Annotated in this window: 19 protein-coding genes; 17 read left to right on the top strand and 2 right to left on the bottom strand. The window is 68.9% G+C overall.

The genetic code is table 11. From position 1 onward, the window contains the following. The first annotated feature begins 71 nt into the window (after positions 1 to 71). Both CVV72_RS22150 and CVV72_RS22145 read left to right on the top strand, forming a co-directional pair. Positions 72 to 1,604, top strand: a complete 1,533-nt coding sequence (locus CVV72_RS22150; RefSeq protein WP_219145630.1) for a sensor histidine kinase — start codon at positions 72 to 74, stop codon at positions 1,602 to 1,604. Beyond that, positions 1,601 to 2,263 carry a response regulator gene (locus CVV72_RS22145; protein WP_219145629.1) on the top strand — a complete coding sequence of 221 codons (663 nt, stop codon included), beginning with the start codon at positions 1,601 to 1,603 and terminating at the stop codon, positions 2,261 to 2,263. Before CVV72_RS22150 ends, CVV72_RS22145 begins: the two co-directional genes overlap by 4 nt. Before the next feature lie 186 nt (positions 2,264 to 2,449). Here CVV72_RS22145 and CVV72_RS22140 read toward each other — a convergent pair whose 3' ends face one another. Together CVV72_RS22140 and CVV72_RS22135 are read right to left on the bottom strand one after the other, a co-directional pair. Next, a complete protein-coding gene (locus tag CVV72_RS22140) occupies positions 2,450 to 3,235 on the bottom strand; it encodes an isocitrate lyase/phosphoenolpyruvate mutase family protein (protein ID WP_219145628.1) in 786 nt (261 codons plus the stop codon). Positions 3,236 to 3,251: 16 nt separating this feature from the next. Then, on the bottom strand, positions 3,252 to 3,818 hold the full coding sequence (locus tag CVV72_RS22135) for a TetR/AcrR family transcriptional regulator C-terminal domain-containing protein (RefSeq protein WP_219145627.1): 567 nt from the start codon (positions 3,816 to 3,818) through the stop codon (positions 3,252 to 3,254). A 136-nt stretch (positions 3,819 to 3,954) separates the two neighbouring features. On the opposite strand from CVV72_RS22135, the gene CVV72_RS22130 reads away from it, so the two are divergent. From CVV72_RS22130 to CVV72_RS22060, 15 genes are all read left to right on the top strand, one after another. After that, positions 3,955 to 4,245, top strand: a complete 291-nt coding sequence (locus CVV72_RS22130) for a hypothetical protein (protein ID WP_219145626.1) — start codon at positions 3,955 to 3,957, stop codon at positions 4,243 to 4,245. Positions 4,246 to 4,338: 93 nt separating this feature from the next. Further along, positions 4,339 to 5,541 carry an ROK family transcriptional regulator gene (locus CVV72_RS22125; protein WP_034317955.1) on the top strand — a complete coding sequence of 401 codons (1,203 nt, stop codon included), beginning with the start codon at positions 4,339 to 4,341 and terminating at the stop codon, positions 5,539 to 5,541. A gap of 348 nt (positions 5,542 to 5,889) precedes the next feature. Continuing rightward, the gene (locus CVV72_RS22120; RefSeq protein ID WP_219145625.1) at positions 5,890 to 7,152 is read left to right on the top strand and encodes an ROK family protein; all 1,263 of its coding nucleotides are present in this window, start codon (positions 5,890 to 5,892) and stop codon (positions 7,150 to 7,152) included. After that, positions 7,149 to 8,651: a sugar ABC transporter ATP-binding protein gene (locus tag CVV72_RS22115; protein WP_219145624.1), complete on the top strand. Its 1,503-nt coding sequence runs from the start codon at positions 7,149 to 7,151 to the stop codon at positions 8,649 to 8,651. Before CVV72_RS22120 ends, CVV72_RS22115 begins: the two co-directional genes overlap by 4 nt. Beyond that, the gene (locus tag CVV72_RS22110) at positions 8,648 to 9,661 is read left to right on the top strand and encodes an ABC transporter permease (RefSeq protein WP_219145623.1); all 1,014 of its coding nucleotides are present in this window, start codon (positions 8,648 to 8,650) and stop codon (positions 9,659 to 9,661) included. Before CVV72_RS22115 ends, CVV72_RS22110 begins: the two co-directional genes overlap by 4 nt. Positions 9,662 to 9,695: 34 nt before the next feature. Further along, positions 9,696 to 10,748 carry a substrate-binding domain-containing protein gene (locus tag CVV72_RS22105; RefSeq protein WP_219145622.1) on the top strand — a complete coding sequence of 351 codons (1,053 nt, stop codon included), beginning with the start codon at positions 9,696 to 9,698 and terminating at the stop codon, positions 10,746 to 10,748. 38 nt (positions 10,749 to 10,786) lie between these two features. Then, complete coding sequence (locus CVV72_RS22100) at positions 10,787 to 11,956, top strand: Gfo/Idh/MocA family protein (RefSeq protein WP_219145621.1); 1,170 nt, start codon at positions 10,787 to 10,789, stop codon at positions 11,954 to 11,956. A gap of 109 nt (positions 11,957 to 12,065) precedes the next feature. After that, positions 12,066 to 13,223: an inositol-3-phosphate synthase gene (locus CVV72_RS22095; RefSeq protein WP_219145620.1), complete on the top strand. Its 1,158-nt coding sequence runs from the start codon at positions 12,066 to 12,068 to the stop codon at positions 13,221 to 13,223. Beyond that, a complete protein-coding gene (locus CVV72_RS22090; protein WP_219145619.1) occupies positions 13,220 to 14,068 on the top strand; it encodes an SCO3242 family prenyltransferase in 849 nt (282 codons plus the stop codon). The genes CVV72_RS22095 and CVV72_RS22090 overlap by 4 nt, the downstream gene beginning before the upstream one ends. Then, positions 14,065 to 15,480 carry an EboA domain-containing protein gene (locus tag CVV72_RS22085; RefSeq protein ID WP_219145618.1) on the top strand — a complete coding sequence of 472 codons (1,416 nt, stop codon included), beginning with the start codon at positions 14,065 to 14,067 and terminating at the stop codon, positions 15,478 to 15,480. The genes CVV72_RS22090 and CVV72_RS22085 overlap by 4 nt, the downstream gene beginning before the upstream one ends. Positions 15,481 to 15,482: 2 nt before the next feature. Further along, complete coding sequence (locus tag CVV72_RS22080; protein WP_219145617.1) at positions 15,483 to 16,346, top strand: TatD family hydrolase; 864 nt, start codon at positions 15,483 to 15,485, stop codon at positions 16,344 to 16,346. Further along, a complete protein-coding gene (eboE, locus tag CVV72_RS22075; protein WP_219145616.1) occupies positions 16,343 to 17,413 on the top strand; it encodes a metabolite traffic protein EboE in 1,071 nt (356 codons plus the stop codon). The genes CVV72_RS22080 and eboE overlap by 4 nt, the downstream gene beginning before the upstream one ends. Then, positions 17,410 to 18,783 (top strand): alkaline phosphatase family protein, encoded by a 1,374-nt coding sequence (locus CVV72_RS22070; protein ID WP_219145615.1) that lies wholly within the window; start codon positions 17,410 to 17,412, stop codon positions 18,781 to 18,783. The genes eboE and CVV72_RS22070 overlap by 4 nt, the downstream gene beginning before the upstream one ends. Before the next feature lie 273 nt (positions 18,784 to 19,056). After that, complete coding sequence (locus CVV72_RS22065) at positions 19,057 to 22,188, top strand: ThuA domain-containing protein (RefSeq protein ID WP_219145614.1); 3,132 nt, start codon at positions 19,057 to 19,059, stop codon at positions 22,186 to 22,188. Further along, a complete protein-coding gene (locus tag CVV72_RS22060) occupies positions 22,185 to 23,189 on the top strand; it encodes a sugar phosphate isomerase/epimerase (protein WP_219145613.1) in 1,005 nt (334 codons plus the stop codon). The genes CVV72_RS22065 and CVV72_RS22060 overlap by 4 nt, the downstream gene beginning before the upstream one ends. Positions 23,190 to 23,199 lie beyond the last annotated feature (10 nt).

Below are 23,199 nucleotides of genomic sequence, written 5' to 3'. Positions count from 1 at the left end.
CGTGTAAACAGAGATGTCTCGCTTAGACGCCTAAGGTTTCTTTTGTTCTTTGTGGTCACGCGGAGGTGGCGATGGGTGCTCGGGGTTCCTTGGCCCGCCAGCTCCTCGTGTGGCAACTGGTAGTCGTCACCTGCCTACTGTGCGCGGTGGGCGTGCTGGCCGTCGTCCAGGCGGGGAACAACTTCCGCACGACCGAGGGACGCCGGGCGCTTTCGGTCGCGGAGAGTGTCGCCGCGCAGGGGGTCGTGGGCGACCTCGAGAACGGCCCGTTGGAATTGAACGCGCCCGCGGAGACCGCGCGGAGCCTCTCCGGGGTCGATTTCGTCGTGATCGCGGGAGCGGACCGTTCCGTGCTCGCGTCACCGGATCCGGGTCAGGTGCGGACGCTGCTCGACATCGGCGACAGCTCTGTCCTCTCTGGACGGTCCTGGGTCGGCGAACTCGACGGCTCGATCGTGGCGCACGTCCCGGTGCTCGACGAAAAGGGCGGCAAGGTGATCCGCATGGTCGCGGCGGGTTCGAAGTCGCCCGGCTTCTTCGCCGGTGTGCTCGACTCGCCGGACAACGCGCTGCGCGTGCTGGGGGTCGCGCTGGTGATCGGGGTGAGCGGTTCGCTGCTGCTCGCGCGGCGCGTGAAGAACCAGACGCTCGGCCTGGAGCCGCACGAGATCACCGCGCTGGTCGAGAACCGGGAGGCGCTGTTGCACGGCATCAAGGAGGGCGTCGTCGGCCTGGACCCGCAGCACCGCATCACCCTGGCGAACGACCAGGCCCGCGAGCTGCTGGCGCTGCCGGAGGACGCCGTCGGCCGGTCGGTGGAGGACCTCGACCTCAACGAGCGGATCCGCGACCTGCTCACCGGCCGCGCGACCGGAGCCGACCAGATCGTGTTGCGGCAAGGGAAGGTGCTGACGCTGAACCGGATGCCGATCGACGTACGGGGAGCCGTGGTCACCCTGCGGGACCGCACCGATCTGATGACGTTGCGGGACGAACTCGACGCCAGCAGGCACGCGACCGACACGTTACGGGCGCAGGCGCACGAGTTCAGCAACCGGCTGCACACCATCTCCGGATTGCTGGAACTCGGGGAATACGAAGAGGTTCGCGGCTACGTCAGCCGGATCAGTTCGGCGCAGGGGGAGTGGCGCGCCGAGGTCGGCTCGCGGGTCGGTGATCCGGCGGTGGCGGCACTGCTGATCGCTAAGGCGTCGCTCGCCGCGGAACGCGGGGTCGGGCTGCGCATGGCCCCGGACAGCGAACTCGACCGCGTCGAGGACGCCCTTTCCACCGATTTGGTGACGGTGCTGGGAAATCTCGTCGACAACGCGCTGGACGCGCTGGGTGGTGAGCGGGGCTGGATCGAGGTCGGGGTATGGCAGGAGGAGGACGAAGTGCGCGTGGTGGTCCGTGATTCCGGACCGGGAGTCGCCCCGGAGATCGCGGAAGAAGTGTTCGAACACGGCTTCACCACGAAGGCCGCCGCGCACGGCCAGCGCGGGCTCGGGCTCGCGCTGATCCGGCAGGCGTGCGTGCGGCGGGGTGGTTCCGTCGAGGTGCACAACTCCGGCGGCGCGGTGTTCACGGCGAGGTTGCCGCGATGATCAAGGTCCTCGTCGTCGACGACGATTTCATGGTCGCGAAGGTCCACAGTGGATACGTCACGCGCACCGAGGGGTTCGCCGTGGTCGGGGTCGCCCACACCGGGGCCGACGCGCTCCGTCTCGCCAGGGAACTGAAACCGGATCTGGTGTTGCTCGACGTCTATCTTCCCGATCTCGACGGGCTTTCGGTGCTGCGGGAGCTGCGCGCGACCGAGGACGTCGACGTCATCCTCATCACCGCCGCGACCGACGTGGAAACCGTGCGGCAGGCGATGCGGGGCGGTGTCCTGCATTATCTGATCAAGCCGTTCGAGTACGCGTCCTTGCGCGATCAGCTGACCCATTTCGCGACACTGCACCAGCGGCTGGACCGGCTGGCGGAGGCCGGGCAGGCCGATGTCGACCAGGTCTTCGGCGCGCGGCCGAGCGCGAAACCCGTGCTGCCCAAGGGACTCACGGCGGAGACCGCGCGGCTGGTGGAGACCGCGCTGCGCGGCGCGTCCGGCGGGATGTCCGCGAGCGAATGCGCCGAAGCGACCGGCGTCGCGCGGGTGAGCGCGCGCCGGTACCTGGAGCACTTCGTGGCGACCGGGAAGGCCGAGGTGACCCTCAAGTACGGCGGGACCGGACGGCCGGAGCGACGCTACCTGTGGTCCTGACCCGCAATTCGTCACCTAATTGCGGGTAGTTGGGCACCCGCCCCCGGTGAGCGCGTTGCGAAAGCCACTTTCGCAACGCTCAAGGTTGCGAAAGTGGCTTTCGCAACGCTCCCCCCGGGGCGGCGGGCTCGCGTGTGCGTCGGTCACGACTCACCGGACCGAACGCACCCTCCCGCAATTCGTCACCTAATTGCGGGACGAGAGGAGATCGTTGAGGGTGCCGTAGTCCACGGACTCCTCGAGACGCGAGTACGTGCCCGCCGAGAAGAGTTCCCGGGCGCTTTCCCGCACGACGGCGTACGCGGCCTGGCTGATGCCGGAACCGACGCTCACCCGCGCGACCCCGAGTCCGGCCAGTTCCTTGACGCTGGGCGCGCCCGGGTGGGCCATCACGTTCACCGGCGCGTCGATGCCCTCGACGAGCGCGGTGATCACGGAGGGATCGGTGGTGCCGGGGACGAAGATCCCGTCCGCGCCCGCGGCGAGGTAGGCGGCGGCGCGCTCCAGCGTTTCCGGCACCCCGCCGAGCCCGCGGAGGAAGGTGTCGATCCGGGCGTTGACGAACACCTCGCCGCTGGCCGCGCGGGCCGCCGCGATCCGGGGGACCACCTCTTCGGGCGCTCGCGGGCCGTCCTCGATGTTGATGCCGACCGCGCCCGCCGCGACTACCGCGGCGACGGTTTCCGTGACGCCGCCGGGTGTGTCCGCGTAGCCGCCTTCGATGTCCGCGGTCACCGGAACCGTTGTCACACGGGCGATCCTGGATATCAGGTCCACCGCGAGTGCCCGGCCGAGGCGGTCGCCGTCGGGAGCGCCGAGGCTCCATGCCACGCCGGCGCTGGTGGTGGCGATCGCCGCGGCGCCCGCGTCCTCGACGAGCCGGGCGCTCGCGACGTCCCACGCGTTGGCGAGCACCAGCGGGTCGGACGGGACGTGCAGGGAGCGGAACAGCCGGGCGTCGTCGGTCGTCATGACCTCAGTCCAGCAGTCACGCGACATCCTGGTCTGGCGGATTCGCGACATCGACGTCGGCGCGGAGCCCGGCGATCAGGCGCGCGAGGCCGTATTCGAAGGAGGCGGCCGGATCCTCGTCGTGGTCGCCCTCGACGTGCTGCTGTTCGTCGATGGCGCAGCCGAGCGTGTACCGGCTGATGGCGAGGATCGCGTGCGTCGCGTCCTCTTCGGTGAAACCGGCCCGCAGCAACGGTTTGATCAGCGGCGTCATCGCCGACCGGCCGGTCGGGCGGGAGCCCGCGTGCAGACGGGCGCCGTCCCGGTAGGACAGCAGCGTGCGGCGGATGGTGCGGGCGCGCCGCGCGAGCCACTCGGTCCAATCGTCCATCGCCGAGGGCTCGTCCAGCGGAGCCAGCCGGTCGTCCAGCATGGTCTCGGCCATCTGATCGAGCAACGCCTGCTTGCTCTCGAAGTGCGTGTAGAGCGCGGGACCCCGCACGCCGAGCTTTTCCCCGAGCTTGCGCAGGCTCAATCCGTCCAGCCCGACCTCGTCGAGGAGTTCCAGCGCGGCTCGAACGTAGCCATCCCGTCTCACGACCATGCGCACACCTTCGCCGGTCCGTATCGGACTTGACAACTCGACAGTAGCTTATCACTGTTAAGATCTTAACGGCGATAAGATCAGCAGGTAGGATGATCGGAACTTCCATGGAGCGCTGTGGGGCGGGTTCTTGCCGATGCCCACCTCGACCGTCGCCCTCGGCGCGATCGCGGCCGGATTTCGTGCACTCGCGCTCGCGGGGAGGCCGACCGGCCGGATCGGCGGCGCCCGGGTGATCGCCACCAGGCTGGGTTCGGCGCCCCGAGAGCGAATTGCCCACGCCATTCCGCTCTTCGCCGTGCTGCGACGGATCCTTCGGCACCTCGATTTCGGCGTGCTCGCCGCTCCGGGAAACCGTGGTGGCCAACGCACGCGCCCGCCGGTGGATCGCCGGGATCACCGCGCCGAATCGTCCACAGTGGACTGAGCCGCGGCGGTGGGTTTGTTCCCGCCCGATACGCCCCGAAGGTTCCGAGTGGCATTCGGGACAGCCGGTGGACAACGCCGTAGGCTCAGGTGAATGAGCACGGCACCCACCTCGGAGCATCCGATGGTCGAAACCCGGCACCAGACCCAGCTGCTCACCCTGTTGCGGGATGAGGGACCGATGTCCCGGGTCGAACTGGGGGAGCGGCTGGAGCTGCCACGTGCCCGGGTGGGGGCCGAGGTCGCGCGGCTGGCCGAGGTCGGTCTCGTCGAGACCGCGGGTCCTTCGGCGAGCCGCGGCGGCAGGCGGTCCACGCTGGTGCGGCTGGCGGGAGACCTGCGGGTGCTGTCGGTGGACGTCGGCGCGACGTCGGTCGGGGTCGCCCTCACCGACGCTTCGTGCGAGGTCCTGGTGCACACCGTCGAGGACTGCGACGTCCGGCAGGGGCCGCACGCCGTGCTCAAACGCGTCGTCGCGCTGGCGGAGAAGATCCGCGAAGAGGCGCCGGGCAAGCTGATCGCCGCCGGGATCGGCCTCCCGGGGCCGGTGAGTTTCGCCGAGGGAATGGCGGTCGCGCCGCCGATAATGCCGGGCTGGGACCGATTCTCCGTGCGCGACCATCTCGGCGGGCTGCTGCGCTGCCCGGTCACCGTCGACAACGACGTGAACTCGATGGCGCTCGGGGAACGGCACGCCGGGGTCGCGCGCTCCATCGACGACCTGGTGTTCGTCAAGATCGGTACCGGTATCGGCTGCGGGATCGTGCTCGGTGGCAAGGTGTACCGCGGTGTCGCCGGCACGGCGGGCGACATCGGGCACATCCGCCTCGACGACTACGGGCCGACCTGCGCCTGCGGTGAGACGGGTTGTCTCGAGGCGTACTTCGGCGGCGCCGCGCTCGCCCGCGACGGGCTGACCCTGGCGCGCAGCGGCCGGTCGGCGTACCTCGCCGACGTCGTCGCGGACCGTGGCGTGATCACGGCGCAGGATGTCGGCCGCGCCGCGGCGTCGGGCGATTTCGGCGCGGTCAACCTCATCCGTGACGGCGGGCGGCGGCTCGGGCAGGTGGTGGCCTCGCTGGTGAGTTTCGTGAACCCGGGCATGGTCGTGATCGGCGGCGGCGTGGCGCAGCTCGGGCATCAGCTGCTCGCCGAGATCCGCAGCTCGGTCTACCGTCGGTCGCTGCCGCTCGCGACCGGGAACCTGCCGATCGTGCTGTCCGAACTGGGAGACACCGCGGGTGTCATCGGGGCCGCCTGGTCCGCTACCGATCGGGCCTTCACGCTGAGCAGCTGAGGCGCCTCGCTGCGGCCTATCGCCCGTGCAATGAAGGGGCCTTTCATCGCAAAATTTGCGATGAAAGGCCCCTTCATTGCGCCTGGGAGACGCGCGCGGGAGGCCGCCGTGGAGGCACTGAGGGACCGCCCGGCGGCACGTTGAGCACTCACTCGATTCCGATTAGTAACGTCAAGATCGTACAGACTTTCGCTTGAAAAGTACGAAAGTCTGCGCGGTTCTGGACGGCTATTCGGGTGACGAGGGGTGTTTCTGTCCTGTTGTCACCTTGACGAGTGACACGGACCACCCTACTTTCGCTGGCTAAGTAACAAAGTTTGTTACGGCCGATTCGTAAGTGAGGGCAGTGTGGCCGCGACTGAATCCGGGCAGCTCGACCCGGTCAGCCCACGCACGGCGACCGGCGCCGATGGGTTCTCGGCGGGAAAACGCACCTCGAACCTCGCCGCGCTCTTGCGGGCGTTGCGTGCGGGGCCGCTCTCGCGTACCCAGCTCGCCGCGCGCTGCGGGCTCACCAAGGCGGCCGTCTCCGGGTTGATCACCGAGCTGTCCGAACGCGGTCTCGTCCGGTCCGCCGGACTCCAGGGCGGCGGCAACGGCAGGCCCAGCCAGCTGGTCGAGCTGAACGGGTCCAGTGCCTGCGGGCTCGCGCTCAGTGTCGAGGCCGATCGGTTCGCCGCCGTCGTCACGAACCTCGACGGCCGCGTCGTCGCCGAACGCTCCGAGACCGCCGACGTCGCCGCGCTCGGACTGCACCGGAGCATGGACGAACTCGCCTTCCTCGCCAGGAACGTGCTGCTCGACGACCAGCCGGTCGGGGTCACCGTCTCGGTGCCCGGGCTGGTCGATTCGGCCGCCGCCGTGCTGCGGTTCGCGCCGACCCTGCGCTGGCGCGACGCCGAGATCGCCGACCTGCTCGCCGCAAGGCTCGGTCTGCGGGCCGACGCCATCGCGGTCGACAACGAGGCCAACCTCGGTGCGATCGGCGAGGCCGTCGCCGGAGCCGGTCGAGGTGTGCGGGAGCTCTTCTATCTCAGCGGCGGCACGGGCGTCGGCGGCGGACTCGTGTCCGGCGGCGCGATCCTGCGTGGTGCCAGGGGATTCGCGGGCGAGGTCGGGCACATCACCGTCGACCCGTCCGGCGAACAGTGCCCGTGCGGCCGGGTCGGGTGCCTGGAGACCAAGGCCGGCCTCAGCGCCGTCCTGCGCGGCGCGGCTTCGCCCGGCGACCCGCTGCACGATCCCGCCCTCGGCGTCGACGGCCGGGTCGGGCTGCTCAAGCACCGCGTCCAGCGCGGTGACCAGCGCGCGGTCGCGGCGGTTTCGGAACTCGGGGTCGCGCTCGGCATCGCGGTGTCCACTGTGGTCGACGTACTCGACCCGGACGTCGTCGTGCTCGGTGGCTACTTCGCCGAACTGGGCGAATGGCTGGTCGAGCCGGTACGCCGCGAGCTGTCCGCGCGTCCGCTCGGGCAAGAGCCCACCTGCCGTGTCGAGCCGTCGCCGCTGGGCACCACCGCCCCGTTGCGCGGCGCCGCGCATCTCGCCACCGAACGGCTTTTCGCCGACCCGACGCTAGTTCCCTTCGAGACCGAGGAGGCTCCGGCATGACCCTGCTATCCGTCCGGGGGATCGTGAAGACCTTCCCGGGGGTGCGTGCACTCGACGGCGTCGACTTCGACGTCGAACCCGGCGAGGTGCACTGTCTCCTCGGCCAGAACGGCGCGGGCAAGTCCACGCTGATCAAAACGCTCGCCGGCGCGCATCGCCCCGACGGCGGCGAGATCTTCTGGCAGGGCGAGCCGGTCACGCTGCCCTCGCCGGTCGCCGCGCTGAAGCTCGGCATCGCGACCATGTACCAGGAACTCGATCTGGTGCCCGGGCTTTCCGTGGCGGACAACATCTTCCTCGGCCGCGAGCGCGCGTCGTTCGGGTTCACGCGGATCAGCGAGTCCCGGAGCAAGGCGGCGAAACTGATGGCGCGGCTCGGTCACCCCGAAATCGCACCGTCGACCGAGGTCGGCAAGCTCTCCGCCGCGGGCCAGCAGCTGGTCTCGATGGCGCGGGCGCTCGCGTACGACGCGAAGCTGCTGGTGATGGACGAGCCCACCGCGGCGCTGGCGGGCGAAGAGGTCGACAACCTGTTCCGCATCGTCGGCGAACTGACCGCCGATGGTGTCGCGATCATCTACATCTCCCACCGGCTCGAAGAACTGCGCCGGATCGGCCACCGCGTCACCGTGCTCAAGGACGGCAAGACCGTCTCTACGGGCCTCGACGCCAAGGAGACGCCGACCGCGGACCTCGTCGCGTTGATGGCGGGCCGCAAGGTCGAGACCGTGTTCGGCCCTCGCCACCAGGAGCACGTGGACCCGGACAACGAAGTCCTCAAGGTGGAGAACCTGACCACCGTCGGCGAGTTCGAGAACGTGAACTTCACCGTGCACGCCGGCGAGGTCGTCGGCATCGCGGGTCTCGTCGGCTCGGGACGCAGCGAACTGCTGGAGACGATCTTCGGCGCGCGCAAACAGGACACGGGTTCGGTGTCGGTCGACGGCGAGCCGGTCCGGCCGGGCAGCGTGTCCGCGGCGGTCAAGGCCGGAATCGGGCTGGCGCCGGAGGAACGCAAGAGCCAGGGGCTGTTGCTGGACCTGCCCGTCGTGCACAACGTGACCCTGGCGAGCCTGGGCAAGTACGCGACGTTCGGGTTCACCGAGCGGGGCAGAGAACTCGACGACGCGGGGGAAAGCCTGCGGCGCCTCGATCTCCGGCCCGCCGACCCGCACCGCATCATCCGCACGCTGTCCGGCGGCAACCAGCAGAAGGCGGTGCTCGCCCGCTGGCTGGTCCGCGGCTGCCGGGTCCTGCTGCTGGACGAACCGACGCGCGGGGTCGACGTCGGCGCGCGGGCGGAGCTGTACCGGCTGATCGAAGAACTGGCCGCGACCGGGGTCGCGATCGTGCTCGTCAGCAGCGAGATCCCCGAAGTACTCGGACTGTCCGACCGGGTGCTGGTGCTGCGTGAAGGACGTGTCCTGGCTGAAAAGCCGTCTGCGGAGCTGACAGAGGCGGATGTGCTCGACGTGATTCTCGAGGGGAGTGCGGCGTGACCGACCAGGTCGAATCGGTGCGTACGGGACCCGCCGTGGAACCGTTACCACCCAAGGAAAAGCGAAACTTCTCGCTCGACACCCGGCTGCTCGGGCTCGCCGGGGTGCTGGTCATCCTGTGCATCGTCGGCCAGGTGACGAGGCCCGACCAGTTCTTCACCGACGGCAACATCTCCACGATCCTGCGGCTCGCCGCGGCGATCGGGGTGGTCAGTGTCGGGATGACGTTCGTGATCATCGCCGGTGGCATCGACCTCTCGGTCGGGTCGATCGTGGCGCTCTCCAGTGTCTGGCTGACCACCTTGGCCACCCAGTCCTACGGCCCGTGGGTGATGATCCTTTGTGGACTCCTGGTCGGCCTCGGCTGCGGGCTGATCAACGGGATCCTGGTGTCCTACGGGAAGATCGTGCCGTTCATCGCGACACTGGCGATGTACGTCTCGGCCCGCGGGCTCGCGGAACGCATCAGCGGCCGCCGCACGCAGGTGGTGTCGGAGGCGGGTTTCCTGGACTTCTTCCGCGGTGACCTGCTCGGCATCCCGGTGCTGATCTGGATGTTCGCGCTGGTGTTCGTGATCGGCTGGGTGCTGCTGAACCGCACCACGTTCGGCCGCCGCACCTTCGCCGTCGGCGGCAACGCCGAGGCATCGCGGCTGGCGGGCATCAACGTCAAGCGGCACACCGCACTCGTCTACGGCGTCGCCGGCCTGTGCTGCGGTATCGCCGCGCTGATGGTCGTCGCCCGCACCACCGCGGGTGCCTCGACCAACGGCATGCTCTACGAACTCGACGCCATCGCGGCGGTCGTCATCGGCGGCACGCTGCTCACCGGTGGCCGCGGCTCGCTCATCGGCACCCTGATCGGCGTGCTGATCTTCACCGTGCTGTCCAACATCTTCACGCTCAACAACCTGGACACCGACATCCAGAACATCGCCAAGGGCGTGATCATCGTCCTGGCCGCGCTGCTGCAGTTCCGCTCCGTGAAAAAGACAAAGACGAGCACCTAGTGGTCACCCCCGTCACCGTGGATGGAGAGTCGTCATGACCGAACAATCCCTGCACCGCCGCCGTTTCCTGCTGGGAGGCGCGGCCGTCGGAGCGGGTGCGCTGCTGACCGCGTGCACCTCGAACGAGGCACCGGCGCAGAACAACGCGGCCAACGTGGCCAACGCCGGGGCCAACTCGCAGCCCGGGACGCCCGTCACCATCGGGTTCTCGGCGCCCGCCGCGGACCACGGCTGGATGGCGGCCATCACCAAGAACGCCCGCGCGCAGGCGCAGAAGTTCAGTGAGGTCACGCTCAACGCGACCGAGGGCACCAACGACGTCAACCAGCAGATCTCCCAGGTGGAGACCTTGATCAACGCCAAGGTCAACGTCCTGGTGATCCTGCCGTTCGACGGCAAGGCGCTGACCGCGGTCGGCCAGCAGGCGATGGACGCCGGTATCCAGGTGATCAACCTGGACCGCGTCTTCGACACCCCGCTCGCGTACCGCACCTGGATCGGTGGCGACAACTACCGCATGGGCGTCAACGCCGGGAACTACATCGCCCAGCAGATGAAGGCGAAGAACATCGCCAGCCCGGTGATCGGCGAGGTCGCGGGTATCGACTCCCTGCCACTGACCCAGGAACGCAGCAAGGGTTTCAAGGACGCCTTGGCCCGTCAGGGTTTCCAGGTGGGTCCGCGGGTCGCCGCGGAGTTCACCCCGGAGTCCGGTGAGAAGCAGACGTCGAACCTGTTGCAGTCGGCGGCCAAATTGGACGCTCTCTGGAACCACGACGACGACCAGGGGGTCGGCGTCATCGCGGCGATCAACAACGCCAACCGCAAGAACTTCCTGATGGTCGGCGGCGCCGGCTCGAAGAACGCGATGAACCTGATCAAGTCCGACGCCGAGCCGCTGAAGGCGACCGTGCTCTACAGCCCGTCGATGGCGTCTTCGGCGATCTCGCTCGCGCGGCTGCTCGGCCAGGGCAAGGGGGCCGGTGACTTCGCCGAGCACGAGATCCCCGCCGAGATCACCACGTACTCCGCGGTGGTCACCAAGGAGAACGTCGACAAGTACATGGACGTCGGCTTCGACTCGTAAACCCGCGTACCCGACACACGCACGCATCTAGGAGGGGCATGAGCACGGCAAAGGAAACGATCGGGATCGGCATGGTGGGCCACGCGTTCATGGGCGCGGTGCATTCGCACGCGTGGCGCAGTGTGCACCGGTTCTTCGCGCCACCGCTGATCCCGAGACTCGCCGTGCTCGGCGGCCGTGACGAGGTGCGGACGAAGGCCGCGGCGGAACGGTTCGGCTGGGAAGACGTCGAGACGGACTGGCGCGCGCTGATCGCCCGCGACGACGTCGACCTGGTCGACATCTGCACACCGGGCGACAGCCACGCCGAGATCGCGATCGCCGCGCTCGAAGCGGGCAAGCACGTGCTGTGCGAGAAGCCGCTGGCCAACACCCTCGCCGAGGCCGAAGCGATGGCCGAGGCGGCGGCGAAGGCGCGGGCCGACGGCGTCCGGTCGATGGTGGCCTTCAACTACCGCCGGGTGCCCGCGCTCGCGCACGCCAGGAAGCTGGTCGCGAGCGGGGTGCTCGGCGAGATCCGCCACGTGCGTTCGGTGTATCTGCAGGACTGGTTGTCCGACGCGCAGGCGCCGATGACCTGGCGGCTGCACAAGGACAAGGCGGGCTCCGGCGCGCTGGGCGACCTCGGCGCACACATCGTCGACGCCGCCCAGTTCGTCACCGGCGACACGATCACCGGGGTCTCCGCGCTGACCAACACCTTCGTCAAGGAACGCCCGGACGGCGACGGCGGCACCGGGCAGGTCACCGTCGACGACACCGCGCTGTTCCTCGGCCGGTTCACCGGCGGCGCGGTGGCGAGTTTCGAGGCGACCCGGTTCGCGCTGGGCCGCAAGAACGCGATGCGGCTGGAGATCAACGGGTCGAAGGCGAGCCTCGCGTTCGACTTCGAATCGATGAACGAACTGTCCTTCTTCGACGGCGGCCAGCCCGCCACCGAGGCCGGATTCCGCCGGATCCTGGTCACCGAACCCGAGCATCCGTACGTCGGCGTCTGGTGGCCGCCGGGGCATCTCCTCGGCTACGAGCACACCTTCACCAACGAGGTCGCCGATCTGCTCACCGCGATCGGCGACGGCACGGATCCCGAACCGTCCTTCGAGGACGGGTTGAGGGTCCAGCAGGTCTTGGCCGCGGTCGAGCGCAGCGCGTCCGACGAGGCGCGATGGACCGCCGTGCCCGGCGTCACCGCGAAGGGAAGCAGCTGAGGAGTAGATCCAGCCGAAAGTCGCATGACGACCATCACCGCGACTTGGTTCGATCCGAAACATCCGACCATCGGAGGTCGGGGTTCTCTGGCTGGGAAAGGTGGAGGAAATGCCTGCTCACGAGCGTACGGGCATCTGGTTGATCGGCGCGAGGGGGTCTGTGGCCACCACGGCCGCGGTGGGGCTCCTCGCCCTCCGCGCGGGAGTGACCGGCGGTGGCGGCTGTGTCACCGAGCTGCCCGCGTTCGCCGGGGTTCCGTTGCCGGGCTGGGACGATCTGGTCCTCGGCGGGCATGACATCGCGCATACGCCGCTGGAGAAGCGGGCCGAGCAGCTGGCGCACGCCGGTGTGTTCGGGCACGCGGTGTTCGCCGCGGTGCGGTCGGGGCTGGCCGAGGTGGACGCCGAAATCCGCGACGGCTACCACCCGGCGTCCCACACCGGCGCCCAGGCCGACGCGGCCGCCCGGCTCACGGCGGACATCCGAGCTTTCGCCGACCGGCACGGCCTCGCGCGGGTCGTCGTGGTCAACGTGTCCTCCACCGAGGCTCCGTGTCCCCACCTGCCCGAACACGACGACCTGGCCGCACTGGAAGCGGCGCTCGCCGACCCGGCACGAGCGGTACTGCCGTCGAGCTCCCTTTCGGCTTATGCGGCGCTGAAAGCGGGCAGCCCGTACGTCGAGTTCACGCCGTCCGCCGGGATCACCCTGCCCGCGCTGCGTGAGCTGGCCGAGCGGGAAGGCCTGCCGTACGCGGGCTGCGACGGCAAGACCGGCGAGACGTTGCTGCGCACGGTCCTCGCGCCGATGTTCAGCGCGCGGGCGTTGAAGGTCCGCTCGTGGGCGGGCACCAACCTGCTCGGCGGCGGCGACGGCGAGACGCTGGCCGACCCGGTGACCGCGAACAGCAAGCTCGAGTCCAAAGCACGCGGGCTCGCGGCGCTGCTCGGCGAGGACGTCACCGCGCCGCTGCACATCGACAACGTGCCCGACCTCGGCGAGATCAAGACCGCGTGGGACCACGTCTCGTTCGAGGGTTTCCTCGGCGCGCGCATGAGCCTGCAGTTCACCTGGACCGGCTACGACTCCGCGCTCGCGGCGCCGCTGATCCTCGATCTCGCGAGGCTGGTGACCGCGGCGCACGCCGGCGGCCAGAGCGGCGCGCTGACCGAACTCGGGTTCTTCTTCAAGGATCCGCTGGGCAGCGACGAACACCGGTTCGCCGAGCAGACCGCCCGCCTGATCAGCTGGGCGGGAACCCTGTGAAGGCCTATGTGGAACTCGTGCGGGCGCCCGCCGCGCTGACGGTGCTCGGCGACACGGTCGCCGGATCCGCCGCGGCGGGGCTCAGGATGACCGGGCGACGGCTGCTGCTGCCGTTGTCATCGGTCGCCTTCTACTGGGCCGGGATGGCCCTCAACGACTGGGCGGACCGGAAGCTCGACGCCGTGGAGCGTCCCGAGCGGCCGATCCCGTCCGGGCGGGTGAGTGCCGGCGCGGCGCTCACCACCGGGGCGGCGCTGACCACCGCGGGACTCGGCCTGGCGGCGCTCGGCGGGGGCCGCCGGGCGATGCGGGTCGCGGTCCCGCTCGCGGCGGCGGTGTGGGCCTACGACACCGTGCTCAAGCCGACCCCGGCCGGACCGCTGGCGATGGCGGCCTGCCGCACGCTCGACGTGCTGCTGGGCGCGGGTGACTCTCTGAAGAAGGCGGCCACCGCCGCGGCCGCGGTGGGCGTCCACACGCTCGGCGTCACGGCGTTGTCCACCGGGGAAGTGCACGGAGCGAAACCGGGTACGGCCCGCGCCGCACTGGCCACCAGCTGTGCGGCGACAACGTTGGCATTGACCGGACCGGCGCGGGGCGGCTGGTATCGCGCGGCCTCGATGGCGGCCGGTTCCGGCTACGCGGGCCTGGTCGGAAGGGCGCAGGCGGACGCCGTCCGTGACCCGTCGGCGAAGTCCGTGCGCTCGGCGACGAAATCCGGCATCCACGGCATGGTCCCGCTGCAGGCGGCGGTCACGGCCAAGGGCTCGGTTCTGGGGGCGGCGCTGGTCGCCGCCGCGCTGCCGATCGCCCGCAAGCTGTCGAGGAAGGTGAGCCCCACATGACGTTTTCTTTGGGATACGGCACCAACGGCTTCTCCAACCACCGGCTCGACGACGCCCTCGCGATCATCGCCGACCTCGGGTACACCGGGGTCGCGCTGACCCTGGACCACGACCACCTCGACCCGTTCGCCGACGATTTGGCGCGGCAGGTCGATCACGTGGCCTCCCGGCTTTCGTCGCTCGGCCTGAACCGGGTCGTCATCGAGACGGGCGCGCGGTACCTGCTCGACCCGTGGCGCAAGCACTCGCCGACGCTGCTTGCGGACGATCCCGCGCTCCGGATCGACTTCCTGGCGAGGGCACTGCAAATCGCCGGTGACCTCGGCGCGGACTGTGTCTCGTTCTGGTCCGGTGTGTCCACTGTAGACAACGACCTGGCCTGGTCCCGGTTGCGTGAAGGGGTCGCGACGGTCCTGGAGCACGCCGCGCGGCTGAACGTACGGCTGGCGATGGAACCCGAGCCCGGCCACCTCGTGCAGCATCTGGCGCAGGTCCTGGACCTGCGCAAGGAACTCGGCGAGCCGGACCTCTTCGGGGTCACGCTCGACGTCGGGCACTGCGTCGCGGTTGAGCCGGTCAACGCGGCCGAATGCGTCCGCCTCGCCGGTCCGTTGCTGTGGAACGTGCAGCTGGACGACATGCTGCCGAGAGTCCACGAGCATCTGGAGTTCGGCGACGGACATCTGGATCTGCCGGGGACGCTCGCCGCACTGGCGGAGATCGGCTACACCGGGCTGGCCGCGGTCGAACTGCCCCGGCACAGCCACGCCGCGCCGGACACCGCGCGCCGGGCCTTCGAGGCGCTGACCGCGGCGATGCCGCAGACCTGGTCGGCCAAGGCGGAACGCCGGATCCGGGAGAAGCCGTCGGTGATCGGCTCGCTCTTCCCGGCGGTCGGCCGCGAGGTCGGCCGGGAGGCGCTGCGCCCGGACACCGATCCGCAGGGGCTGGTCCACGGCACCGTCGACGACCGGGAGCGGGTCCGGCTCGTGGCGGTACTGGCCGACGTCCTCGACGACGCCGCGCTGGCCACGGAACTGCGCGACCTCTACCGCTTCGGCGACGACGCCGAGCGGCGCGGCGTCCTGCGGGCGCTCAACGCGCTGGAGTCCCCGGGCGCCGAGGTCACCGATGCCGGGATCAGACTGGTCGAGGACGCTTTGCGCGCCAACGACATCAGGCTGGTCGCCGCCGCCATGGGTGCCTTCGCCCGGTTCCTGGACGACCACACGTGGCGCCACGGCGTCCTCAAATGCGTCTTCGTCGGGGTGCCGCTGGCCGCCGTCGCGGACCTCACTGCCCGCGCGGACGACGAGCTTCGAAGAATGCTCGCCGACTTCGCCGACGAACGCAGGGCGGCCGGGCGTGACGTACCCGCCGACGCCCTCTCCTTGCTCAAGGAAGGCCACTGACCGTGCGTATCTTCGATCCCCACATCCACATGTCCTCCCGGACCACCGACGACTACGAAGCCATGTACGCGGCCGGTGTCCGCGCGCTGGTCGAACCCGCGTTCTGGCTGGGGCAGCCGCGCACCAGCGTCGGCTCCTACACCGACTACTTCGACGCGCTCATCGGCTGGGAACGGTTCCGTGCCGCCCAGTTCGGCATCCGGCACCACTGCACGATCGCGCTGAACCCCAAGGAGGCCAACGACCCCCGCTGCCGCGAGGTGCTCGACGTGCTCCCGAGGTACCTGGCGAAGGACGGCGTGGTCGCGGTCGGCGAGGTCGGCTACGACTCGATGACCAAGGAAGAGGACGAGGTCTTTTCGCAGCAGTTGGCGATGGCGCTGGAGCACGATCTCCCGGTGCTGGTGCACACCCCGCACCGCGACAAGCTGGAAGGCACCAAGCGCACGCTCGACGTCGTGCGCGAAGCCGGCGTCGCGCCGGAACGTGTGGTCGTCGATCACCTCAACGAGGTCACCGTCAAACTGGTCAAGGATTCCGGTGCGTGGATGGGTTTCTCCATCTATCCGGACACGAAGATGGACGAGCACCGGATGGTCGAGATCCTGCGCCAGTACGGGCTCGATCAGATGATCGTCAACTCGGCCGCGGACTGGGGCCGGTCCGATCCGCTGAAGACCGCCAAGACCGGGCAGGCGATGCTCGACGGCGGGTTCACCGAGGCCGACGTCGACAAGGTGCTGTGGCAGAACCCGGTCGGCTTCTACGGCCTGAGCGGCAGGCTCACGCTCGACCCGCTGCCCGGTTTCACCGGCGAGGCCGTGACCTTCGAGGGCAACTCGGTCCTGCGAGGTGCCCGCAAATGATCTCCTACTGTACGAACGTCCACCCCGCCGAAGACGTCGACGGCATCGTCGCGCAGCTGGAGCGGTACGCGCTCCCGGTGCGTGAGCGGCTGGGCGCCGATCGGCTCGGCGTCGGACTGTGGCTTTCCGCGCCGGTCGCGCGCGGGCTCGCCGAAGACGCCGGAGCACGCAAGCGTTTCCGCGCCGAACTCGACGCTCGCGGTCTGTCGGTGTACACGCTGAACGCGTTCCCGTACGGCGGTTTCCACGACGACGTCGTCAAACACGCGGTCTACCGTCCTGAGTGGACGAACCCGGACCGGGTGGCGTACACGATCGACTGTGTGAACGTGCTGTCCGAACTGCTCGCCGAGGATGCTTCTTACGGCAGCATATCCACGCTGCCGTTGGCTTGGCGTGAACCGTGGTCCGAGCACGACGACCGCCGCGCGGCCGAAGCCTTCGGTGAGGTCGTGCGGGCGATCGGTGACCGGCCGATCAAGCTGGCCGTCGAGCCGGAGCCCGGTTGTGTGCTCGACACCGTGGCCGACGCGCTGGCCTGGCTGTCGGGCCGCGTCGACCCGGAACACGTCGGGTTGTGCCTGGACACCTGTCACCTCGCGGTCTCGTTCGCCGACCCGGCGGAGACACTGGCCGCGATCGCGAAGTCCGATGTGGACATCGTCAAGGTGCAGGCTTCCGCCGCTCTGCACGTCGAAGATCCCGCCGAGGCGCGTGAGGCGTTGGCCGTGTTCGCGGAACCGCGCTACCTGCACCAGGTCCGCGAGTTTTCCGGCGGCGCCGTGCGCAAGGCCGACGACCTGCCCGAGGCGTGGACCGACCTGCCGGGGGAGGGGCCGTGGCGCGTGCATTTCCACATGCCGCTGCACCAGGCCCCGGCCGCGCCGCTGTCCACCACCACGGAGGTGCTGCGCACCGTCGCCGCCGGACTGGCCGGCGAACCGCATATCGAGGTCGAGACCTACACCTGGAGCGTGCTCCCGGACGCGGGCGACCTCGTCGGCGGAATCGCCGCGGAACTCGAATGGGCACAGGCGAATCTCGTCAAGGAAGGGGTGTCCGCGTGAAACCCTTGGTCGTCATCGACGTCGTCGGGCTCACCCCGAAGGCGTTGCGGGACATGCCGAAACTGTCCGCCGTCGCGAAGGACGGCTGGCAGGCCGAACTCGGCACCGTGCTGCCCGCGGTCACCTGCAGCGCGCAGTCGACGTTCCTCACCGGGCTCATGCCCGCGCAGCACGGGATCGTCGGCAACGGCTGGTACTTCCGCGAACTCGGCGAGATCTTCCTGTGGCGCCAGCACAACCGGCTCGTCGGCGGCGAAAAGCTGTGGGAGACCGCGCGGGCGGCGCATCCCGGCTACACGGCGGCGAACGTGTGCTGGTGGTATGCGATGGGGATGAGCACCGACGTCACGGTGACCCCGCGGCCGATCTACCACGCCGACGGACGCAAGTCGCCGGACGCCTACGTCCGTCCGCCCGAGCTGCACGACCGGCTGACCGGCGCGCTGGGGGAGTTCCCGCTCTTCCAGTACTGGGGACCGACGGCGTCGCTCAAATCGAGCAAGTGGGTCATCGGCGCGTCCCGGCAGATCCTGCGGGAGAAGCGGCCGGATCTGCTGCTGACCTACGTGCCGCACCTGGACTACGACCTGCAGCGCTTCGGCCCCGACGCGCCGCAGGCCGCGCTGGCGGCGCGGGAACTGGACAACGCGCTCGCGCCACTGCTCGACGACGCCCGCGACGCCGGGGCGACCGTGATCGCGCTCAGCGAGTACGGGATCACGAACGTCAGCAGGCCGGTCGACATCAACCGGGCGCTGCGACGCGAGGGCCTGCTGGAGGTCTACACCCAGGCGGGTATGGAGTATCTCGACCCCTGGGCGTCGCGCGCGTTCGCCGTCGCCGACCACCAGGTCGCGCACGTCTACGTCCGCGACTCCGCCGATGTCGAGCGGGTTCGGTCCATCGTCGGCGAACTGACCGGCGTCGACGAGGTGCTCGACCGCGCGGCACAGGCCCGGTACGGGATCGACCACGAACGCGCGGGCGAACTCGTCGCGGTCGCCGAGCCGGACGCGTGGTTCACCTACTACTACTGGCTCGACGACGAGCGGAAGCCCGACTTCGCACGCGGCGTCGAGATCCACCGCAAACCGGGCTACGACCCCGCCGAGCTGTTCTTCGACCCGGAGGACAAGTTCGCCAAGGCGCGAGCCGGGCTGAACCTGGCGAAGAAGTTCGCCGGGCTCCGGTACGCGATGGACGTCGTCCCGACCGACCCGCGGTGGGTGCGCGGCTCGCACGGGCGTTTGCCGGATGCAGGCGAGGACGGTCCGGTACTGCTCTGTTCGGATCCGGCCTTCCAGCCGTCCGGTCGTGTGGGTGCGACCGACGTGCATCCGTTGCTGTTGTCGTTGCAGGGCCTGAAGTAGAGGAGGTGGCGGGGGTGGTGCGGTCGGTGTGTGTCGCGAAAGCCACTTTCGCGACGTCTGATGTCCCGAAAGTGGCTTTCGGGACATGGCCGCCTGTTTTCGCCGGTACCGACGTTGCGAAAGCCACTTTCGCAACCTTCAACGTTGCGAAAGTGGCTTTCGCAACACCTCGCCCTGGCTGACTCGTCCGAACACCTCATTTCCAACGAAAGGACGCTCCACCCGCATCCCCTTCCTTGATCGCCGCCGCTCATCGAAAGGATCGCCACTGCTATGTCTTTGAAACGACGATGGGGTGTGCTCGTCACATCCGTGGTCACGGCTCTGACAGGCGTCGCGCTACCGGTGCAGACCGCATCGGCGCACGAAGCGGCCACGGTGCTCGTGTTCTCCAAGACCGCGGGCTTCCGGCACGATTCGATCCCCGACGGGATCAAAGCGATCAAGGATTTGGGGGCGCAGAACCACTTCGCGGTGGAGGCGACCGAGGACGCGGCGGCTTTCACCGACGCGAACCTCAAACGCTTCAACGCGGTGGTCTGGCTTTCCACCACCGGTGACGTGCTGAACGCGGACCAGCAGTCCGCGTTCGAGCGATACGTGAAGGGAGGTGGCGGGTACGTGGGCGTGCACGCCGCCTCCGACACCGAGTACGACTGGCCTTGGTACGGCGAGCTGGTCGGCGCGTACTTCAAATCGCACCCGCAGATCCAGCAGGCGAACGTCAAGGTCGAAGACCACGAGCATGTGTCCACTGTGGATCTTCCGGAGACCTGGCCGCGCACCGACGAGTGGTACAACTACCGAGAGAACCCGCGCAGCAACGTCCATGTGCTCGCGAGCCTCGACGAGAAGAGCTACCAGCCCGGCGACGGCGCGATGGGCGACCACCCGATCGCCTGGTGTCACGAGAACTCCGGCGGCCGCTCCTGGTACACCGGCGGCGGGCACACCAAGGCGTCCTACGCCGAACCGGCCTTCCTCAAGCATCTGGCGGGCGGCATCAAGTACGCCACCAAGCTGAGCGAGCCGGGTTGTGCCAACCAGGAGGAAGCCCCGGTCGACGCGGACTTCGACCAGATCACCCTGGCCAAGGGCGAGGAGAAGACCGGTGAGCCGATCGCGCTGTCCGTGCTGCCCAACCGCGACGTCCTGCACACCTCGCGCGACGGCCGCGTCTGGTACACCAGCTCCTCCGCGACGACGTCGCTGGCCGGGCAGATCCCCGTCTACAACCACGACGAGGACGGCCTCCAGGGTGTCGCCATCGACCCGGGCTTCGCCAAGAACCGCTGGGTCTACCTGTACTACGCGCCCAAGCTGAACACTCCGGCCGGTGACGCGCCGGAGAACGGCACCCCCGCCGACTTCGAGCCGTTCAAGGGCTACAACCAGCTCTCGCGGTTCAAGCTGGGCACCGACAACAAGCTGGATCTCGCGAGCGAGCAGAAGATCCTCCAGGTCCCCGCCGAACGCGGGATCTGCTGCCACGCCGGCGGCGAGATCGACTTCGACGCACAGGGCAACCTCTATCTGTCCACAGGGGACGATTCCAACCCGTTCTCCTCCGACGGTTACACGCCGATCGACGAACGCGCCGACCGCAACCCGGTGTACGACGCGCAGCGCACGTCGGCCAACACCAACGACCTGCGCGGCAAGGTGCTGCGGATCAAGGTCGGCTCGAACGGGAAATACACGATCCCCAAGGGCAACCTGTTCCCCCGCGGTACGGCCAAGACCAAGCCCGAGATCTACGCGATGGGCTTCCGCAACCCGTTCCGGTTCGCCGTCGACCGCAAGACCGGCTGGATCCACCTCGCCGACTACGGTCCCGACGCCGGCGCGGCCGATCCCCTGCGTGGTCCCGGCGGCACGGTCGAGTTCAACCTGATCAAGAAGCCCGGCAACTTCGGCTGGCCGTACTGCGTCGGGGACAACCAGCCGTTCATCGACTACGACTTCGCCACCAAGCAGTCCGGCGCCGCCTTCGACTGTGCCAAACCGAAGAACACCAGCCCGCGCAACACCGGGCTGACCGATCTCCCGCCGGTGGAGAAGGCGTGGATCCCCTACGACGGCGGTTCGCTACCCGAGTTCGGCACCGGCCCCGAGTCCCCGATGGGCGGCCCGGTCTACCAGTTCGACGCGAAGAACCCGTCGCAGACGAAGTTCCCGGAGTACTTCAACGGCAAGACCTTCGCCTACGAATGGGAACGCGGCTGGATCAAGGAGATCACCGTCGGCCCGAACGGGGAACGCGGCGCCATCAAACCGTTCTTCGACTCGATGGACCTCGTCCGCCCGATGAACCTCGAGTTCGGCCCCGACGGCGCGCTCTACGTCCTCGACTACGGCACCGGCTACTTCGGCGGTTCCAAGGAATCCGCCGTCTACCGCATCGACTACACCAAGGGCCGCCGGACGCCGATCGTCAAGGTGGCCGCGGACAAGACGTCCGGGCAGGCACCGCTGACCGTCAGGTTCGACCCGGCCGGGACGAACGACCCCGACGGCCAGGCACTGACCTACGCCTGGGACTTCGACGGCAACGGCACGACCGATTCCACCGAAGCCACCCCGGTTTCCCACACCTATCCCACGAACGGCCAGTACACGGCGAAGCTTTCGGTCACCGACTCCACCGGGCTGACCGGCTCGGCGAGCGTGGTGGTCACCGTTGGCAACACCGCGCCGGTGGTCACGCTGAAGACACCGCTCAACGGCAGCGTGTTCAGTTTCGGCGACATGGTCCCGTTCAAGGTCGAGGTGACCGATGCCGAAGACAACCCGATCGACTGCTCGAAGGTGACCGTCGAATACATCCTCGGCCACGAGGGCCACGGACACCCGCTGAGCCGTGCGACCGGCTGTGAGGGCACCATCGCCACCCCCGCCGACGAAGGACACGGCGCGGACGCCAACGTCTTCGGCGTCATCAACGCCAGCTACACCGACAACGGCGGAAACGGTGTGCCCGCGCTCACCGGCGAGGCCGAGTCCATCCTGCAGCCGAAGCTGAAGCAGGCCGAGTTCTACACGCAGTCCAGCGGGATCGAGGTCGTCGCACACGCCGGCGCCAGTGGCGGCAAACGCGTCGGCCACATCGAATCCGGTGACTGGATCAAATTCGACCCGGTGAACCTCGTGGGTGTCGGCGGCATCGGTTACCGGGTTTCTTCCGGTGGCGCGGGCGGCACGATCGAGGTGCGCTCGGGCGCGGTGGACGGGCCACTGGTCCAGACGGTCACCGTCGCCAACACCGGCGGCTGGGACACCTATGCCGACATCCCGGCGTCCGCCATCACCGACCCCGGCGGCACCGGCCCGTTGTTCCTCGTGTTCAGGGGCGGTTCCGGCGGCTTGTTCGACGTAGACGCGATCACCTTCGAGGAGCAAGCATGAGCCGTCCGATCACCCTGTTCACCGGCCAGTGGGCGGATCTCCCGTTCACCGAGGTGTGCAGGCTCGCGAGCGAGTGGGGCTACGACGGCCTCGAGATCGCGTGTTCCGGCGACCATTTCGAGGTCGATCGCGCACTGTCCGAAGAGGACTACGTGCCCGGACGCCTGAAGCTGCTGGCCGACCACGGCCTGAAGGTGTGGGCCATCTCCAACCACCTCGTCGGCCAGGCCGTCTGCGACGACCCGATCGACGAACGCCACCAGGCCATCATCCCGTCCAGGGTGTGGGGCGACGGTGAACCGGAAGGCGTCCGTCAGCGGGCGGCGAAGGAAATGGCCGACACCGCCCGCGCGGCGGCGAAACTCGGTGTGGACACGGTGATCGGCTTCACCGGTTCGAAGACCTGGAAGTACGTCGCGATGTTCCCGCCGGTGTCGCAGGCGGTCATCGACGACGGCTACTCCGACTTCGCCGACCGGTGGAACCCGATCCTCGACGTCTTCGACGAGGTGGGCGTGCGGTTCGCCCACGAGGTCCACCCGTCGGAGATCGCGTACGACTACTGGACCACGAAACGTGCGCTCGAAGCTGTCGGCGACCGTCCGGCATTCGGGCTGAATTGGGATCCTTCGCATTTCATCTGGCAGGACCTCGACCCGGTCGGCTTCATCCTCGACTTCGCCGACCGGATCTACCACGTGGACTGCAAGGACACCAGGAAGCGGTTCGACGGACGGAACGGACGGCTCGGCTCGCATCTTCCCTGGGGAGATCCCCGACGTGGCTGGGACTTCGTTTCGACCGGGCACGGGGACGTGCCCTGGGAGGACTGTTTCCGCGCACTGAATTCGATCGGCTACGCCGGTCCGATCTCGGTGGAGTGGGAGGACGCCGGCATGGACCGGCTCCGGGGCGCGGCGGAAGCCGTGACCTTTCTGCGGGGGCTCCTGTTCGACAAGCCGTCGGCGGCCTTCGACGCGGCTTTCAGCAACCAGAAGTGAGGGCGGTTTC

Source organism: Amycolatopsis sp. TNS106 (assembly GCF_019330265.1).
Lineage (GTDB): Bacteria > Actinomycetota > Actinomycetes > Mycobacteriales > Pseudonocardiaceae > Amycolatopsis > Amycolatopsis lurida.
This window is presented reverse-complemented; position numbering and strand designations above follow the sequence as displayed.

What these genes read in the sequence shown, in the direction of transcription:
- CVV72_RS22085 (WP_219145618.1), top strand. Translation starts at nt 14,065, where the DNA reads ATGACGTTTTCTTTGGGATACGGCACCAACGGCTTCTCCAACCACCGG.
- CVV72_RS22065 (WP_219145614.1), top strand. Translation starts at nt 19,057, where the DNA reads ATGTCTTTGAAACGACGATGGGGTGTGCTCGTCACATCCGTGGTCACG.
- CVV72_RS22125 (WP_034317955.1), top strand. Translation starts at nt 4,339, where the DNA reads ATGAGCACGGCACCCACCTCGGAGCATCCGATGGTCGAAACCCGGCAC.
- CVV72_RS22145 (WP_219145629.1), top strand. Translation starts at nt 1,601, where the DNA reads ATGATCAAGGTCCTCGTCGTCGACGACGATTTCATGGTCGCGAAGGTC.
- CVV72_RS22060 (WP_219145613.1), top strand. Translation starts at nt 22,185, where the DNA reads ATGAGCCGTCCGATCACCCTGTTCACCGGCCAGTGGGCGGATCTCCCG.
- CVV72_RS22135 (WP_219145627.1), bottom strand. Translation starts at nt 3,818, where the DNA reads ATGGTCGTGAGACGGGATGGCTACGTTCGAGCCGCGCTGGAACTCCTC.
- CVV72_RS22140 (WP_219145628.1), bottom strand. Translation starts at nt 3,235, where the DNA reads ATGACGACCGACGACGCCCGGCTGTTCCGCTCCCTGCACGTCCCGTCC.
- eboE (WP_219145616.1), top strand. Translation starts at nt 16,343, where the DNA reads ATGATCTCCTACTGTACGAACGTCCACCCCGCCGAAGACGTCGACGGC.
- CVV72_RS22095 (WP_219145620.1), top strand. Translation starts at nt 12,066, where the DNA reads ATGCCTGCTCACGAGCGTACGGGCATCTGGTTGATCGGCGCGAGGGGG.
- CVV72_RS22150 (WP_219145630.1), top strand. Translation starts at nt 72, where the DNA reads ATGGGTGCTCGGGGTTCCTTGGCCCGCCAGCTCCTCGTGTGGCAACTG.
- CVV72_RS22115 (WP_219145624.1), top strand. Translation starts at nt 7,149, where the DNA reads ATGACCCTGCTATCCGTCCGGGGGATCGTGAAGACCTTCCCGGGGGTG.
- CVV72_RS22100 (WP_219145621.1), top strand. Translation starts at nt 10,787, where the DNA reads ATGAGCACGGCAAAGGAAACGATCGGGATCGGCATGGTGGGCCACGCG.
- CVV72_RS22130 (WP_219145626.1), top strand. Translation starts at nt 3,955, where the DNA reads ATGCCCACCTCGACCGTCGCCCTCGGCGCGATCGCGGCCGGATTTCGT.
- CVV72_RS22105 (WP_219145622.1), top strand. Translation starts at nt 9,696, where the DNA reads ATGACCGAACAATCCCTGCACCGCCGCCGTTTCCTGCTGGGAGGCGCG.